Raw genomic sequence first — 16,609 nt, forward strand, 5'->3', positions numbered from 1 at the left:
ATAGCATGATCTTGCAGACTCCCGCATGGATCTGGACGACAAAAAGTCCCCACAAAGTGAGGACTTCCATCATAAATTGACATGAAATTATGACTTTTCAATAATTACTTTAGTAATATTTAGCATAAATCCAACATTTTTGTTTGATTTAAGACAGAAATTTACAAGAATTCTTGTTAGACTTGACTTATTATATCAAAAGGCGAGGATAATATGGTTCAAGTCATCTGGTTGCTCATATTAATTCTGTTTCTAATCGTAGCTTCAACGCGTAAAAGTTAAACGACGAAACCTTCTATCTCTAGCCATAAATCTGCAGATCATGAATGGACCAGAAATTCCCTGCCCTCATTGTCTGGATGATCTTGATAAATCTTGCATACGTTGGACGAAAGTCAATGTCTAATATGCTTGAGCCGCTACCGGTCGCTACCGGTTGAGACCACATGCTTCCATCCGTAGATACATATACCTCATATTTCCGAGGATAATCATTCGGGGAACCCTCGCTCCAAAGCCGTATTCGGTTGATTGTGGTTGGCGTTTTCATATCCACTTGATAGAATTGCCCGGGAGCTTGAGCCACACCTGTGTCCCAACGGCTATAGATGTTACTATCGATCGCCCCTTGAGGTTTACCAGAACTGCTGGTAACCTCCCAGTCCGATCGATCCAGTGCCACACTATCTGTTGCGACTGCGGCCGCTGGTTGTGAAACTTCGTTTGTACCTGAAAGTCTAATCTGATACAAGTATTGGTTCCCTATCTCTGTACTTGTATCTACATACTCGGTACCTTCTACTTGCTCAGCAATCACTTCGTATTTGTCCTCACCCACGCCTGATTTGCGCAAAACATCGTAACTTTGTGCTACTTCAGACTCGTTCCAGCTGAGCTCAATCGCATGCTGTTGCGCTGGCTTAGCTTGTATCCACGAAGGTGCAACTGGCTTCACCCCATCTGCTCGCGATAGGATATACTGCACAGCCTCGCCTGGGCCTAATGTTTCCTTAAAAGATAACTCCGGAGCAGCTTCCAAGCCGCTCAGATAGGATCGAGCGGACTCATAGGTATCACCTGCTCCGAACCTTTCTCCTTCGTATATTGCAGACTCCGGCATCGTGACTTTGACCTGTATCGTTTGCGGACTCGATTCAAAATTCACAAAGTTGAGTAAAATCTTATCCGATTTCCCTCCTGATCCAGGAAGTGCGGGTAATGTCGATGTATCAACACCTCGGAAATAAACCAGCTTATTCGATAATTCCGGCTTATTCGTTACTTCGTAAACCAGCGGCTTGCCATGCGTCGCATACGCTAGATTTAAGCGCCGCATCACCCCGACTCGCGTATCATTTTCCAACGAATTCTTATGAATCTGCATCTGTGCGGGATTCTGTGTATTCAAATCAATGCCCGGTTCAAACAAGGCATATTCCGGGTAAAATGCCGCATGCTGCATGAACATATCCGCATATCCGATATGAGCCCTCATAATGCGATCAAAGACGGCTGCATGGGGCTCCGCCGCGCCATATTCAGTCGGATCTTTATGGCTATCCGATGTGCCATACTCCGTATTCAGCATCAGCTTCTGTAAACCGTTCTCAGCCCCTCCGAAGGTTCGCATGTTCTCCAGAAAGCTTCCATCCTTATTGTTTACATAAGAGGTCCCATAGGAATGTCCATTCGTTAAATCCGTCATCTCTTCAAGCTCCATACGCTGGTTCGGATCGCCTTCCCAGCCGTCAGGATCTCCGCAGCTGAACATGCCTGATGAGGTTTGATTCCGACAGGTCCTCATGCTGTATTCCGGCGCATAGGCCCAGCCTGGAGCGACCGTTTTTACATGAGGTGCGATCTCAGGCAGGTTGGTTTTGAGCCATTTGGCTATGGCTAAATTCACACTTTTGGATCGATTAAATAAGCCTGGTTCATTATCTATCTCATAATATTGGAACATGGAGCCATACTGCTTCACATAGTCCGTTAACTTATTTTCGGCATCTGCTGGCAGAGTGCCATCGTCTTTAAGCCTAATGTTGCCTGTATGCAAATGAAGAGCTACCGCTTGCGTATTGTAGTCACGCAGAGTTTCGTAATACGACTTAATTGCAGAACATCCCTCTTTGACATCCGTCGCACAATCCACTCTCATCACGTTGCCGCTATAGGCAATTCCCAGCCACTTCAAGACATAGGGTAGGTGCTTAACTGCTCCTTGGTCATAATAAAAGGACAAATTACTGACTTTGGTGCCGGATTCCACATATCGCCCGTGAATGGGTTCCTGGGCAGGTGCAACAAGTGCATCAAGGGAGAGATAGTCCCATTTCCACCAAAGAAATTTATTCTCATCTGCCCTGCAAGACAAGCAACCTTCGGCCGACAGCTTCAGTACGTTATTCCCCAGCTGCAGCTGCTCCTTAGGAATATATAGCTCATATAATTTCTTATACTCATAAGTACTAGACGTTCCTCCGACACCGGCGATCTGGATGATGCCCGAAAGCATGCTATTGGAGAACACCGCCATCTGAGGAACCGACTTATGCGCATCTAGAATTTTCACTCTGAAATGAACCCCATATTCGGGTATTTCAGCTAAGGTATAGTTGACAGACAAGGTAGGATTCAACGATTTATTAAGACCTTGCGGCATCGAGCTCCAAGTCTCCGGCTGCTCTTCGTCAGAAGATACGGTATAACTAATCGGAGCTGCGCTTTCTTTTCCAAATTCCAAATCAGAATCATCGGGTTTGCCTAACGTCCAGATCTGATTGCCAATCTGATTGGATTCTGTCATCACCTTTACCAACTCTGTTCTTGCAGATGCACCGTAATTCGTCGAAGCCGAGATCAGGATCAGTAAGATCAACAAGGCCGATGGCACAATCACATATCTCATCATGTTAGATACCTCTCAAACCTCTAAGGTAGTAATAGAACACTTGCTGGTATTATTTCTTTCGTTTGGGAAGGACTCTTCCACATGAGTTTAGCAGCGGCACCATTCTGATTATCATAATATTCCACTTTCAAATCAACGGGCACGCCAGCAGTAAGGCCAATAGATCCCGTTCGTTCCACCCAACTTTGATTATACCAACTATCAATAACCAACTTGCCGTTCACCCAAACTCGGATACCATCATCGCTTAAGGTCGATATTTGATATTTTTCCGTATAGGCTGGCAGCAGCTTACCTGTCCATCTCACTGAGAACGTATCAGCTTGCATAGAGGATATAGGAGCCGAAGTCGACCAATTGAAATCAATCTTGGCATCCACCTTTGTTTCTTTTAGCTCGGTCAAATCCTTATTATCATAATATTCCGCTCGCAATCCATTTTTCTTATCCGGCAGCGAAATGGGCTGTATCTGCGGCTGTTTAACTGGCAGAAAGGATTCTCTGCTCAGTATTTTCGAATGCGAGTAGAACGATTTAATCTCTTCTTTATTATTATTTTCACTCAGCATCTTGCCCCATGTCATGAAATAAGCCCATCGGGGTTGGTCTTTCAAGACCGCAGCACTTGGCAGTTCGCCATTCTCCCCTATCGCCACAGGCTTGCCGCCTGCTAATTGAACAATATTCTTATAATAATCTGGATTGTAATCATTATCATAGATATCTACTGCGAGAACATCCACCTTACTCGCACCTGGATATGTCGCTGTGTAAGGGTCTGCATTCGCATTCGGCGCATTAGGACTCCAAACCCAAAGCAAATTATTCAGCTTGTGTACATGAACGAAACGATCGTACATAATATTCCAGAGCGCTGAGAAGTTGTTCTTCTTGCCCCACCAGAACCAGTCCCCATTCATTTCATGATAGGGCCGCCACAAGACAGGAACTCCCGCATCCTTCAGTTTCCCCAAGTAAACCGCCGTTTTATCCAAATCTGCAATCAATTTCGCATACTGGGGAGTGCCAGGAGTCACGTATTTATCAAATTCCGCTTGGCTCATTTTCTTCTCCACATTCGACCAGCATAAGCAGGTTCCAGGAATACTTTGATGATAGGAGATGGTGACAAGGCCGCCAGCCTGATTCCAAGCGATCGCGCTATTGACTACCTTCTGCCTTTGTTGCGCCAATTGGCTTTCGTTTTGAGCCAAAATGGCACCGAATTCATAGCCATGAAGGCCAGGAAATTTACCTGTCCAGCCTTTCACTTGATTCGTCCATTCATCTGGACTTTCCAGGTAATCATGCTGCCCGCTAATCGTGCTAACACCCGAAACGGCATTTAATTTCTGCAGTACCACCTTTGCTTCAATCGTCGCTTGCGAGTTGACTGGAACCGTAGTCGCAGATGCTGTAACTTGCGGTTGAAACAAGAAATTCGGAGCTACTAAAGAGAGTAAGAACAATAAGGAAACCACTTTCTTACGTACACCTGCCTCTCCTAAAATTGGAATCACCATCTTCTTTGTGAGTTAAAAGCTGTTAGAGCACAAAATGGTTATATTTGTTATTTTTAGCTATGCCTTCAAACAAGGAATCGCCTTCCATTCCCAAAAATCGAATAGAAGGCGGTTCTTTGTTTCAAAACAAAACTTAAATAAATTGATGAAGAGGGATGTCCTTCCAGTCCATACAAATACGAACGATATCCTCTTCGACTAAATCGGATCCGCTTTGTACCTCGATAAATTCAACATCCGTGATTGCCCGTACGCTGTGTCTAGTCCCTTCCGGAATTCGCACAACATCACCCGGTTTCACCTGATAGAGCTTATCGTTAATGATAATATCCGCTACGCCGCTCACGATTGTCCACACTTCACTTCGTTTATAATGCAGCTGATAGCTTATATTTTTACCGGCATGTACGAGAATACGTTTGGTGAGCACTTCATTATCTTCGGCATATTTGACATAATCGATTACACGATAGCGTCCCCATCTGCGCTCTTCGTACATCGGGCGATGCTCGATTTTATTCATGACTTCCTTGATGCGAGGGCTCTCCGACTTGTTCGTCACTAGAATGCCATCCGGGCTCACGGCAATGACAGCATCATGGATGCCGATTACGGTGACAGGAATGTCCAGCTCGTTAATTAAATGGGTGTTCTCGCAATCAGTCGTTACGATGCCCGTTCCGATTTGGGAACGTCCCATTTCCTCCGTCAAGGTATTCCAAGTTCCCAAATCCTTCCAGAAGCCATCATAAGGAACAACGACACAACTTGCTTCTTTCTCAACAACTTCATAGTCAAAGCTGATTTTCGTTAACTTATGATAATTTCTGACCATTTCCTCGTATTGAATCGGAATCCCTTTATCCATCATGACCTCAATGAGATAGCCAAGTCGGAAAGCAAAGACACCACAATTCCAAAGCGCTTTTTGATCAATCAAAATGGCTGCTTGTTCACGGCTGGGCTTTTCGAAAAAATATTGAACAGCTACTGCTTCTGTCCCTTCTCGGCGTTCATCCGATGGAACAATGTACCCATATTTCTCCGACGGAACTGTTGGAACAACACCCATTAGCGCTAAATTCGCGTCTGTTTCGTGTAGAACATCCTCTAATTGTTTAATTTTCTGGAAAAAGGCCTCATCGACATACGGGTCTACCGGTAACACCGTAATCACGGTATTAAGGGGTAAGCTTTCCACATCATACATATAGGCAGCAGCTAGCGCGATGGCAGGGAAGGTATCTCTGCGCTCAGGCTCAATAATAAGAGGAGCGTCTCCGCCAAGCTGGCTAACAATCATTTCGACCTGCGAGCGGTTCGTCGCTAAGTACGCATCATCGCCAAGGCCTGTATTCTGCAGTTGTCTCCATACACGTTGAACCATGGATTCATCTTTGCCTTTCTCGTCCTCAAGTACCTTTAAGAATTGCTTGGATCTAGAATCATTGGACAATGGCCAAAGTCGTTTACCGGAACCGCCTGAAAGAAGAACCAATTTCATGAAAACCACGCTCCATTTGATTTATTTGCGATACAAGCTAATTATCTAACCAGTGCTTTAGGCCTGGATACACCGAGCAAATCAGGTCGCCCAACGGAATAATATTTGAGTCCAGTTCCTTGAATTTGTTCTTGGCTGTACACATTGCGGCCGTCAATGAGAATAGGCTGTTCCATGATAAAAATAAGCTGTGACAAGGAGAGTGTTTTGAATTCTTCCCAATCCGTTAGCAAACAAATGGCATCAGCTTGGACTGCGGCCTCCATGGCATTCTCACACCACTGAATCGCGGGATGATCGATACGCTCTCTGAATTTATCCATCGCAATCGGATCGTACAGCTTCAAAGTTGCTCCTGCACGGATCAGTGTTTCAACAATTTCAATCGATGGGGCATAGCGAATATCGTCGGTATTGGGCTTGAAGGATAACCCCCAGATGCCCACAACTTTGCCGCTAAGCAGTCCAAGAGAGGCTTCCAGCTTAGAAATCACCTTGTAGCGCTGTGATTTATTCACTTCTACTACGGATTTGAGCAATTGAAACTCATAATCGACATTGCCTGCAATTTGAATCAAAGCGTCTGTATCCTTCGGAAAGCAAGAGCCTCCGTAGCCGATACCGGCACTCAGGAAGGATGAACCAATTCGCTTATCTTTCCCCATCCCTTTGGCAACCTCCGTGACATCAGCTCCGACCTTCTCGCAAATATTGGAGATTTCATTGATGAATGAAATTTTAGTCGCTAGAAAAGCATTCGAAGCGTACTTGATCATCTCGGCACTTCGGATGCTTGTGATGAAGATTTGATCCGTAAAGGCACGGTGCAAATTCGTTAGCGGCTCAGCTAAACTCGGATTTTCCAATCCAAGCACAATGCGATCCGGATGAAGAGTATCATCGATGGCTGAACCTTCGCGTAGAAACTCTGGAATGGATACGACATCAAAAGGCTGCTGCGTATTCATCGCAATAATCATTTGAATATGCTCATTCGTTCCAACGGGAACTGTGCTTTTCGTTGCAATGATTTTATACCCGTTCATCGCCTTTCCAATTTCCATAGCTGCTTGCTCAATATAGGACAAGTTAGCCTCGCCATTAGGCAATGAAGGTGTGCCTACGGCAATGATAATGAGCTCAGATTGGTTGATGGCATCACCCAAATCCGTTGTAAAAGCTAACCGGCCAGCATGTATATTCTTCTCCATGAGCTCTTCAATGCCAGGCTCATAGATGGGTGAAATCAAATTTTGCAGCTTTTCGATTTTCTGTTCATCCTGATCCACACAGATAACATTATTACCCACCTCAGCGAAGCACACCCCGGAAACTAATCCCACATAGCCTGTTCCAATTACTGCAATATCCATACGATTAATTCCCCTCTCTGAATTGTTGATAAGCTTTAGCCATGTAGATTTTTAATTTCTCCATAAATGTTTTCTCATCAAATTTCTGTGCGTGCCCAATAATTCGGCTCACGTCCCAGGCATGGTTTTCCACTTCCTCGATAGCCATCAGCAAATCCTCTACCTCTTGCCGTTTGAAAAAAACACCATTTACTTGAGGCACAATCGTATCTAGCGCGCCACCAGCCTGATAGGCAACAACGGGTCTTCCAGCCGCATTAGCTTCCAGCGGAGTTATACCGAAATCCTCCTCGCCTGGAAAGATTAATGCTCGACACTCTGCCATCATTTTAGTTACTGAACCGTCATCCAATCTTCCCAGAAAACGGATATTCCCTTTGGCCATTGCCTTAAGTCTCATCAGATCTGGCCCTTCCCCAACGATATGCAAAGGCAGCCCATTTCGATTAAAAGCTTCTACAGCCAAATCAATACGTTTATAGGACACAAGTCTCGATACAATCAAATAATAATTATCAATGTTCGTTGAGCTGTGAAAGCGAGTTGTATTAATCGGTGGAAAAATAACATCGGAATCGCGGTGATAATAATTTCGGATGCGATTCTTGACGACCGAGGAATTCGCAATAAACTGATTCACATTCGCTGACGTTTTTTGATCCCATTGCTTGAGCTGATCGATATAAATTTTCAAAAGACGTTTCATCACACTGGATTTCGTTTGCCGCTCCATATAGGTGTCATAATCCCATGCGAAACGCATTGGGGTATGGCAGTAACAGAGATGGAAGGTGTTCTTCGGCACCTGAATGCTCTTCATGAACGCACTGCTTGAGCTGAGCACAATATCAAATTCTCGAAAGTCAAAATCCTTAATCGCAAATGGATAGAGAGGAAGCATTTCTTTAAAATGACTCTTTCCTCCAGGCATTTTTTGTAACCAAGAGGCTCGTATATCCGCATCCCTCAGTTCATCGAGCAGACGATTGTTGCTAAACATGGTCGTATAAATGGGAGCACTCGGGTACATCTGGTGAAAGACTTCAACAACTCTTTCGGCTCCGCCCATTTGAACCAAATAATCATGCGCAATTGCTATTTTCATTTGATCCATCCTTTACTCTCTAAGCGGTCATCACGAATTAGCGATGAAACCTGCATAATAATGAGTGATTTGGGTAACGGTTCGTTCGATAACAAAGTGTTGCTCCACACGCTTGATGCCATTCTCACTCATTCGGCGTCGCTCCTCAGGATGCTCTAGCAGATACCGAATTGAATCCGCAAGTACGGCTGGTTTCCCTGGCGTAATGAGAAGCCCTGTTTCACCATGTACGACAGTTTCAGTAGGACCGCCTTCGTTAGAAGCAATAACCGGCAAACCGGCTGCCATACCCTCAACAATAACTTGACCGAAAGGTTCAGGAGTGATGGAAGTATGCACCAAAAGGTCTGCTTTCTGCATTAAACCCTGAATATCTTCAACATGACCTAGTAAGGTGACATTGTTCAGTTGATTATCGGCAATTTGCTGCAGCAGCTGCTTCTTATAGGCATCTTCGCCAAATAGGGCATCCCCGGCTAACCAGAAATGAACCTGATCATCCGGCAGAAAAGATTTAGCCGCTTCAAGTAGAATATGCTGGCCCTTCCACTCCGCCAACCGGCCAACAAGTAAGACTACGTAAGGCTTTCGCCATGCTTTCTCGACGATCGATAGGCCTTTGGTTTTGGAATTCGCGAACGCCGAGTACACGACTAATGTTTTCTTGGACTTCGGCAAGTTCAACGCATTTAACGTAGAATTTGAGTTAGCTATAACACCGTTAGGCAGCAATCGGGACATCAAGCGAATCGCTTGGGCAACGATTGGTTTCAAATACGGAACACCAATATGATCCCGGATATGCCAGATGAGTGGAATTCCTGCCCATTTGGCAGCTACAGCTCCATAAAATGCTGATTTCAATGAATTCGTATGTACACAGGCAACTTTCTCAGCCTTCAGTAATTTGGCTACCCTTTTCCCATAGCTCAGAAGTTCAAAGGCAGCCGTTACCGCTTGAAAATTCACGGCATTTCGATTGCGATTACGCACCTTATCACTTAAAGGTAAAACGCGAACATCAATCCCTTTAGCTCTTAAACGATCAACAAGCGCTCCCTCTTCAGCCACAATGACTAACGGATCAATCTCATTGCCGAAATTCGTAATAAGATTATAAAGTGCGACTTCTCCCCCACTCCATCTAGCGGTATGATCCAGATAAGCTACTCTCATCTTGTTCACGTCCTCCTCTCTTCCTGGCTGCAATCGATTGATTCCTAACATAAGCATGATTATCAAGATCAATAACGGAATTAAATACATCATTTACCTGCTCGGAAGCTCTCTTCCACGTATAATGCTCCAGCACATGATCCCTACACTGCTCACTTGTAGGCCACAACTCAGGGTGCTTCAATATACGAGTCAATCCTGAGGCTATGTCGCTACTGCTAGTTCCTGCGAACAGCATATCAGGCCGGTATTTCTCAAGAATTTCACGATTCCCTCCAATCGGAGTTGCCATGACTGGAACTCCGGCTGCCATTGCTTCTACGGTTATTAATCCGAAGCCCTCTAGAGCTTGTGAAGGTACAACGAACAGATCGGCTGCTTGATAGTAATCAGCAAGCTCACTGTCGGGGATGTAACCCAGCATCCTAACACTAGACTGGAGCCCATATTCAGCAATTCTGCTTTCCAGTTCAGCTTGCAGCGGACCTCTGCCGCCTATTAACAGCACAGCATCTGGCTTTGTACGGACAACATCTTTCCAAGCCTCTAGCAATTGAAGCAAACCCATTCGATTGACCAGCCTTCTCAAAGTCAACACGACGGTTTTCTCTTCAGGCAGCTGCAGCTTCTTTCTTATGGATGAACGATTCGCAGCCGGCTTGAACCGAGCCACGTCCGCCCCGCCAGGTATGATGTGTATCTTGGCAAGCGGGATGCCATACTGGCGATGAAGAATATCGCGAAAGGTTTCACTTAACACGATGAAGGCATCCGCCAGCTGGTAAGCTTTCATTTCCCAGCTTCTAGCGATCATTGTTTTAAAGCGATGCTTTAAACCCTTGCCTTCAAGTCTTATTTCCTCACTCCATGGACCGTGAAATGTCATAACAACTGGGATATTTCGTGCTTTCGCCTCCATAGCCACACCCAAGCTGTAAGGAGCAAAGTGAGAATAAACGATATCAACATGCTGCCCATTCATCATCTCTGCGGCTTGGTCGCGAAAGGCATCACGCCGTTTGCTTAATTTCAAGTTAGTACCGGACACATTGATGACACGAAGACCACTTTTCACTTCCGGCTTATTTGCACTGCACACCAAAGCTTCAAGCTCATGATGTGCAGCTAAGCTTTCGCATATATGCTTGAAATAGGTATTTAATCCACCTGGCTGAGATGAGGGCCAGCCCATTCCGGTACACAAAATCCGCAAATCATTGTATCGTTGCATAAGCTTTCCCCTCCTTAATTGGCCCGTCTTGGGACTGCTTCACACGTTTGTGAGCTAATCCAAGCTCATACTGTTTCATGCAGATCAGGAACTCATAGATGCTCCAGAAAAATGCCACGGCAAGTCCCGGGATTCCCTTTTTATACAAGCCATGAACGATATATTTCTGTATGAAACGCAAGGGAGGTCTAACGAGCATCCGCAGTAAGCTAAATCTTTTTCCCATCGCCACTGCGCCTTCTGCCTCCAGATCGGTATATTTATTAAACCGTTGAATGTGGTCATGAATGCTGCGGAAACCATAATGCCATAAGACCCCTGGTATGAAGATGACATCCTCACTCGCTACATCCGGTGTTTCATGCACGAGACTGTCCCTATACTGAATTTGTGAACGGTTATACAAGCGGACTAACCGCTCACCTTTCCCCATCCAGCGCCCTAGGAAGTCTCCAATCCGCAGAACGGAATAGGCTTTGCTTGGATCAGATAGCTCACTTTTCAGCTTCAGAATGGACGAAGCTAGCTGCTCATTAACAACCTCATCCGTGTCGATTACGAAAATCCAGTCATAGGCTGCGCGATCACTGCCATAGATACGCTGCTTCGCATAACCAGGCCATGCGTTCACATAGACTTTGCAGCCTAATTGCTCGGAGACTCGAACGGTTCCGTCCTTGCTCCCGCCATCGACTACAACAATCTCGTCTGCAAAAGGCTTGCAGGAGGCGATCGCATTAGCTATTCTCGATTCATCGTCTTGCGCAATGATGACAACAGAAATTCGATTCACTCCCACAGCGTCACGATAGCGACTCATTTCGTTCGCCCCTCCCCCAATGTCCAATTATTTGGCCTTATATGCTGTTATTGCTGAAAGCAACCAACGGATATCCTCTTTATTCAACAGTAATCTAGGTAGTTTCGTTTTCAAGGTGAATTTGACATTGATTAAAATAAAGATAAATCGCAGTATACCCGATGACAAAATGGCCATTCCCGCACCGGCGAGTCCGAACTTTGGAATGAGCACTGTCAGCAATGGGATGACAACAAGCAGCCCTATTCCTTGCAGAATTGTTACAATCTTGGGTTTGCCTAAGGCCATGAACGCTTGAGCTAAGACCATTGTTCCACCTGAAATTGACACTTCAAGAAGCAGCATTCGGAATACACTAATGGCTTCTTTAAAATCAGGGCCATACAAGAGAGGCATGACGAAAGGAGCAACCAGCATGATGATCAGGGAGCAAAAGAGAGCCACACATGTGCTGATCCTGTACACACGGAACGTCATCTCAACCACTTTATCCTTGGGCAATCCAGAAGCTTTGGGGAACAGCACCACGATAATGGACGTTGAGAAAATATTAACCACACGGGATAGACTTACCGCTACCGCATAGAGTCCAAGTTCCGTGGGATTCAGAAGCCCGATAATAACAATTTGATCGATGTAGTAGGAAACATTGCCCATTAAATCGTTGCCGTAGGATCCAATACCATATCTGATTAATGTCTTAAAGGAGCGGAGAGTATCCTTAATCACCCATTGATACTGTCTAAGCAAACGCACAGTCGTCCATATGTAAAAGGGTACCGCCGGAGCGAGATAAGCTACAGCTGACGTGTAAGGAGTCATGGTTTTAGTTAGGATTAGCAGAGCAAGGCCGATGAGTGTACTCAGCGGAATAAGAAATCGCAGACGATTGAATAGTTTGTACTCGCCTCTTACCTGCATCATCGCATTATTAATCTGTGACAATACGATAAGAGGTACGATAGCCATGGACCATTGCGAGAATAGGACCACACTGTCAGAATACGAACGGAGCCAGTAGGGTAAAACCAACATCCCTAAGCACATCGCAAGCATGCCTGCTGTCAAACCCATGAGAACAGCGGTCGAATAAAGCTTGGCGGAATCCTTCATGTTCTTTTTCACGTTGTAAATAATGGCGGAAGGCATACCAAATGTGAAACTAAAGGCTAAGAATTGCGACCATAAAACCATAGCTGCCTGCTCTCCTCGGCCGGATGGCCCAAGAAATCGCGCTGTTAGTATGCCTGTTAGCATATTGATCACTAAGATAAGTACACTGAAAAACATCGTTTTAACGGAAGATGACAAATTACTTTTACTGGAAAAAAAGGCTTTAATGAAGCCGAACAGAGGCTTTATGCGGACTAATTTCAAGTTGACTGGCTGCTGCATCCGAAATTTGCCTCCTCTCTTGAACGATCGTTCGATGCGCCATAATTCCAATGCCTACGACCATCCATAATAGAAAACCTTTCAAACCTGTGTACCCATTTTCAAAAACGAGACAAACGATACTTCCTTGCAAAGCGGAGAGTCCCAGCTTACCGTAGGCGGTTATCCCACCAGGTTGTTTTTTCTGAGATAACAGATAACGGGTGACAAGCCATAAAGCCCATAGGAACAACAAGCCTCCAAGAATGCCAAAGGTTAGAAAAATGGCGACAAATCCATTATCGAAGATGCCATATTCCCCTAATGCTCCGCCGTTACTGAGCTTGGTGCCGACACCAATACTCCCTAGCCCTAATCCTTGCGGTTTAGAAAACATCATTGGGAAAACCGTATGAAAGAAATCTAGTCTCTCATTATAAGAGTGGTCATCCTGAATGGCCGTCATCGTATCTAATCGAGCGATAAGACCTTGCGCACCAGGCAGCTTCGGGATGATGACATACATAGCTCCAATAACAGCTGTTAATTGAGCAATCAGTTTCCACTTTTGTCTGCCGGCCGATACAGCTGTATAGATGGCGATATCGATGAAAAGCATAACCCAGGCAGAACGGACTAGCGTGACCAGCAGTCCAACCGTCACAAGGATAATACCGATCCAGCCTAACGGTCCCCGCCACCTTTTTTCCAGAATCATCGGTGCAAGCGCAGTTCCCATATACATCCCCGCAGGACCTGGGGAATTCAGTGTAGAGAATACTCTGATCTCCAAAGGGAAAGGGTGCCCAATCGATGTCATTTCCACATGATTCATCCAAAATGCATCCCATGGCGGCACGATGATATATTGAAGAATGCCATAAACAGCAACCAGGATGGCGGTATTAGAGAATGCAACAATTAAACGGTCTAACGCTTTATTGTCGAATTCACTTAATGCGGCATAAGGGATTAACAACAACGGAATCACATAATTCGCTAAATCATAAAAGGTCCCGCTGCCATTCTTCGTTACACCGATTAGACAGCCATACAGCAGCACGATAGCCATATAAATAAGCAGCTTGTAGATGCGCGATTCCATCTGGTGAAACTTTGCCAAAATTGGAATGATAAGCACAGCACTCGTTAACAAAGGAGCTATACTTAACAGTGAAACCGAATGGTAGGTTCCTTCCATCCAATCTTGTATTCTGCGAATCTCCGGGCAAATGACCCAGACCAGCAGGATATAGGGAATTAATCGGCGTGAATCCAATAAAGCTAATATAAAGGCAGGAAATAACAGCATAGCTAAGATTGAAATTTGCATACTAAGATCAGGATCCAGAGTTGCACTTGAATAACCAATGACCAGAGAGACGGCCAAAGCCATTCCAGCGAATAACATCGTCATCCGACCCGTCTGTGTCATGATCAAAGGGGGCTTACTCATTTTGCTGAAATCATCCACTGTTGATTCCCGTCCCCTCCCGTTTCAGCTTTAACTGCTTAACAACCTCACGCCATAGCAATACTGCAAACATCGCATCGTGTACCAAGTAACGCTTCCACAACCGCCGTGGCTCTTGCACTAGCCGCCAAAACCATTCGAACCCTGTTCTCTGCATAATGTTCGGGGCTCGCTTAACTGTGCCCGAAAGGAAATCGAATGTTGCGCCAACGCCAATTGAAATCGGCACTTTATATTGGAGATAGTTTTGATAAATCCATTTCTCTTGTTTCGGCGCGCCGACGCCAACAAACACGATATCTGGCTGCGTATCAATCAGCATTTGAACAATACGCTCATTCTCATCTTGTTTCTTCTCGAAACCATAAGAAGGTGAGTAGCAGCCTACGATGTTCAAATTGGGTAATACGAGCTTTAGATTCTTAACCGCTTGTTCCGGGATCCCGGCCGCTGAACCTAAGAAAAAGAGCTTATATTGGCGTTCTGCGAAAGCTTTACCTAACTTTTCGAACAAGTCAGACCCGGATACCTTTTGCTTGAGCGGTTTACGCAGCATTCTAGATGCCCAAATAATTGGCATTCCGTCTGCAACGATAGCACCCGCATCTGAATATACTTTTTGAAACTCAGCATCTTTTCTGAGCTTAATTAGATGATCGACATTGCAGGTTAAAATGTAAGAATGATTATTCTGGCGAATGACCTCATCCATATAAGCAAGCAAGTCCAGAAAGTCATAATTATCAAAATGAACATCAAACATAGTCACTCTACTCATCAGATCAACTCTTCTTTTTTCGAATTTGTCGTCGAGAGAATATACAAACCATTCAAATACCAGCAAAAAGGAATGATGAATTGAATCGTGGATAATGTATTATCCGACAAGGAATATAGCAAGAATGCCAGAATAAATGCTGCATAATAAATTTTAATTCGCTGTGGAATGACGCGATAAATCATTCGAAACAAGACAAGTAAAGATAGGAACAACAGGATGCAACCGATATACCCTGAATCATAATAAAAGCGGATATATTCGTTATGCGGAACCACAAAGCCAACGTATAAACTGCCGTCATTCGCTACAGTAACGGCGCCAAGGCCTCTGCCAGTCAGCGGGGAATCCTGCACTCCCTTTAAGAAGTAGTTCCACGCTTCCGTCCTTCCCGACAAGTCGATGCCCGTGCCCGTCTGGCGCTCGAAGGAACGCTTTGTCATATTGTCCCACTGTACATATACGGCTCCACCAATCAAGGCCATGGAACAGACCAGCGGGATTAATAAGATCAGCTTCCCTTTGATATACTGCTTAACCATATCGAAGAAATAGTACCCAGCCATGGCGATCATGGCGAGTATTGGCCCTCTTGTTCCCGTAGCGATCAGAATCGCAAAGTTGGCAGCCAATGTGCAATATAAGAATTTGGCATTCAGCGGATTGCGTTTGGTTTCAATCAAAGCAACCGTAATGCCGATAAAAGCCAACATCGCCAAATGAGGCGCGATATTCGCCCCTTGTACTCGGATAGCCCCTGTGAACTCAACGTTGAGAAACGAATACAGATGAGCTACCTGAAGGATTCCTCCCGTCGCCACGCTTACCACTGGAAGCAGGCAGATGATCCGGATGTGCTTTTGCGCTGTTTCCTTTTTCCATTTGATCATGAGAAAAAAGAAAGGGAGCGCAAGTCCGATAAAGGCTTTCACGGTGATCGAAAGGGTTAGTCTCGGATGCCATTCTGAGAAAAAGAAGGTAATGAACAACATGCCGGCAATAGCTGCTATAGGGTAAAAGAACTTCCACCGAAGTCCATTTTGAAGCATACTGGGAACTAATAGAATTAGAATCCCGAGCTTGTAAAGTGAAAGGATCTCCAGCCCTGGAAAATTCGCTTCAACAATGTAGTTAATGGATATGGCGGTTGAAAGCAGAACCATATAACTCATTTTTTCCGGTTGGTAGATGGCATAGATGCACATGAAAAGTACGCCAAGCCCCAACATACTGATAATAGGCTGATACACAGCCGCTACACCCATGATCACTGCAAGCAGCACATAGAACGGAGCATAGTACATCGGTTTTTTGAGCTGTATTGGAAGCACCGACATAAA

General features: G+C 45.0%; 12 protein-coding genes. All 12 read right to left on the minus strand.

Annotated elements, in window-relative coordinates:
* Positions 1 to 301: 301 nt before the first annotated feature.
* Positions 302 to 2,911 carry a discoidin domain-containing protein gene (locus tag AC58UW_RS00815; protein ID WP_497418825.1) on the minus strand — a complete coding sequence of 870 codons (2,610 nt, stop codon included), beginning with the start codon at positions 2,909 to 2,911 and terminating at the stop codon, positions 302 to 304.
* Between the two features lie 20 nt (positions 2,912 to 2,931).
* Entirely contained in the window at positions 2,932 to 4,434 is a 1,503-nt protein-coding gene (locus tag AC58UW_RS00820; RefSeq protein ID WP_497418826.1) for a glycosyl hydrolase, read from the minus strand.
* A 133-nt stretch (positions 4,435 to 4,567) separates the two neighbouring features.
* Complete coding sequence (locus AC58UW_RS00825; RefSeq protein ID WP_497418827.1) at positions 4,568 to 5,938, minus strand: sugar phosphate nucleotidyltransferase; 1,371 nt, start codon at positions 5,936 to 5,938, stop codon at positions 4,568 to 4,570.
* Positions 5,939 to 5,979: 41 nt separating this feature from the next.
* Positions 5,980 to 7,311, minus strand: a complete 1,332-nt coding sequence (locus AC58UW_RS00830; protein WP_497418828.1) for a UDP-glucose dehydrogenase family protein — start codon at positions 7,309 to 7,311, stop codon at positions 5,980 to 5,982.
* A gap of 4 nt (positions 7,312 to 7,315) precedes the next feature.
* Positions 7,316 to 8,416, minus strand: a complete 1,101-nt coding sequence (locus AC58UW_RS00835; protein ID WP_497418829.1) for a glycosyltransferase — start codon at positions 8,414 to 8,416, stop codon at positions 7,316 to 7,318.
* Between the two features lie 30 nt (positions 8,417 to 8,446).
* Positions 8,447 to 9,592 carry a glycosyltransferase family 4 protein gene (locus tag AC58UW_RS00840; protein ID WP_497418830.1) on the minus strand — a complete coding sequence of 382 codons (1,146 nt, stop codon included), beginning with the start codon at positions 9,590 to 9,592 and terminating at the stop codon, positions 8,447 to 8,449.
* Positions 9,561 to 10,823 carry a glycosyltransferase family 4 protein gene (locus AC58UW_RS00845; protein ID WP_497418831.1) on the minus strand — a complete coding sequence of 421 codons (1,263 nt, stop codon included), beginning with the start codon at positions 10,821 to 10,823 and terminating at the stop codon, positions 9,561 to 9,563. The genes AC58UW_RS00840 and AC58UW_RS00845 overlap by 32 nt, the downstream gene beginning before the upstream one ends.
* Positions 10,807 to 11,643, minus strand: coding sequence for a glycosyltransferase family 2 protein (locus AC58UW_RS00850; protein ID WP_497418832.1), 837 nt, complete (start codon positions 11,641 to 11,643; stop codon positions 10,807 to 10,809). The genes AC58UW_RS00845 and AC58UW_RS00850 overlap by 17 nt, the downstream gene beginning before the upstream one ends.
* A gap of 27 nt (positions 11,644 to 11,670) precedes the next feature.
* Entirely contained in the window at positions 11,671 to 13,038 is a 1,368-nt protein-coding gene (locus AC58UW_RS00855) for a lipopolysaccharide biosynthesis protein (RefSeq protein ID WP_497418833.1), read from the minus strand.
* Entirely contained in the window at positions 12,980 to 14,452 is a 1,473-nt protein-coding gene (locus AC58UW_RS00860) for an O-antigen ligase family protein (protein ID WP_497418834.1), read from the minus strand. The genes AC58UW_RS00855 and AC58UW_RS00860 overlap by 59 nt, the downstream gene beginning before the upstream one ends.
* Before the next feature lie 31 nt (positions 14,453 to 14,483).
* Positions 14,484 to 15,269, minus strand: coding sequence for a WecB/TagA/CpsF family glycosyltransferase (locus AC58UW_RS00865; protein ID WP_497418835.1), 786 nt, complete (start codon positions 15,267 to 15,269; stop codon positions 14,484 to 14,486).
* Positions 15,269 to 16,606 carry an O-antigen ligase family protein gene (locus tag AC58UW_RS00870; protein WP_497418836.1) on the minus strand — a complete coding sequence of 446 codons (1,338 nt, stop codon included), beginning with the start codon at positions 16,604 to 16,606 and terminating at the stop codon, positions 15,269 to 15,271. Before AC58UW_RS00870 ends, AC58UW_RS00865 begins: the two co-directional genes overlap by 1 nt.
* Positions 16,607 to 16,609: the final 3 nt, after the last annotated feature.

The sequence above is a fragment of the Paenibacillus sp. J22R160 genome (genome assembly GCF_059692135.1).

Excerpts from the sequence above, each read along its gene's own strand:
- AC58UW_RS00855 (WP_497418833.1), bottom strand. The coding sequence starts at position 13,038 with ATGCAGCAGCCAGTCAACTTGAAATTAGTCCGCATAAAGCCTCTGTTC.
- AC58UW_RS00870 (WP_497418836.1), bottom strand. The coding sequence starts at position 16,606 with ATGTCGGTGCTTCCAATACAGCTCAAAAAACCGATGTACTATGCTCCG.
- AC58UW_RS00850 (WP_497418832.1), bottom strand. The coding sequence starts at position 11,643 with ATGAGTCGCTATCGTGACGCTGTGGGAGTGAATCGAATTTCTGTTGTC.
- AC58UW_RS00845 (WP_497418831.1), bottom strand. The coding sequence starts at position 10,823 with ATGCAACGATACAATGATTTGCGGATTTTGTGTACCGGAATGGGCTGG.
- AC58UW_RS00865 (WP_497418835.1), bottom strand. The coding sequence starts at position 15,269 with ATGAGTAGAGTGACTATGTTTGATGTTCATTTTGATAATTATGACTTT.
- AC58UW_RS00820 (WP_497418826.1), bottom strand. The coding sequence starts at position 4,434 with ATGGTGATTCCAATTTTAGGAGAGGCAGGTGTACGTAAGAAAGTGGTT.
- AC58UW_RS00840 (WP_497418830.1), bottom strand. The coding sequence starts at position 9,592 with ATGAGAGTAGCTTATCTGGATCATACCGCTAGATGGAGTGGGGGAGAA.
- AC58UW_RS00830 (WP_497418828.1), bottom strand. The coding sequence starts at position 7,311 with ATGGATATTGCAGTAATTGGAACAGGCTATGTGGGATTAGTTTCCGGG.
- AC58UW_RS00815 (WP_497418825.1), bottom strand. The coding sequence starts at position 2,911 with ATGATGAGATATGTGATTGTGCCATCGGCCTTGTTGATCTTACTGATC.
- AC58UW_RS00860 (WP_497418834.1), bottom strand. The coding sequence starts at position 14,452 with ATGACACAGACGGGTCGGATGACGATGTTATTCGCTGGAATGGCTTTG.
- AC58UW_RS00825 (WP_497418827.1), bottom strand. The coding sequence starts at position 5,938 with ATGAAATTGGTTCTTCTTTCAGGCGGTTCCGGTAAACGACTTTGGCCA.
- AC58UW_RS00835 (WP_497418829.1), bottom strand. The coding sequence starts at position 8,416 with ATGAAAATAGCAATTGCGCATGATTATTTGGTTCAAATGGGCGGAGCC.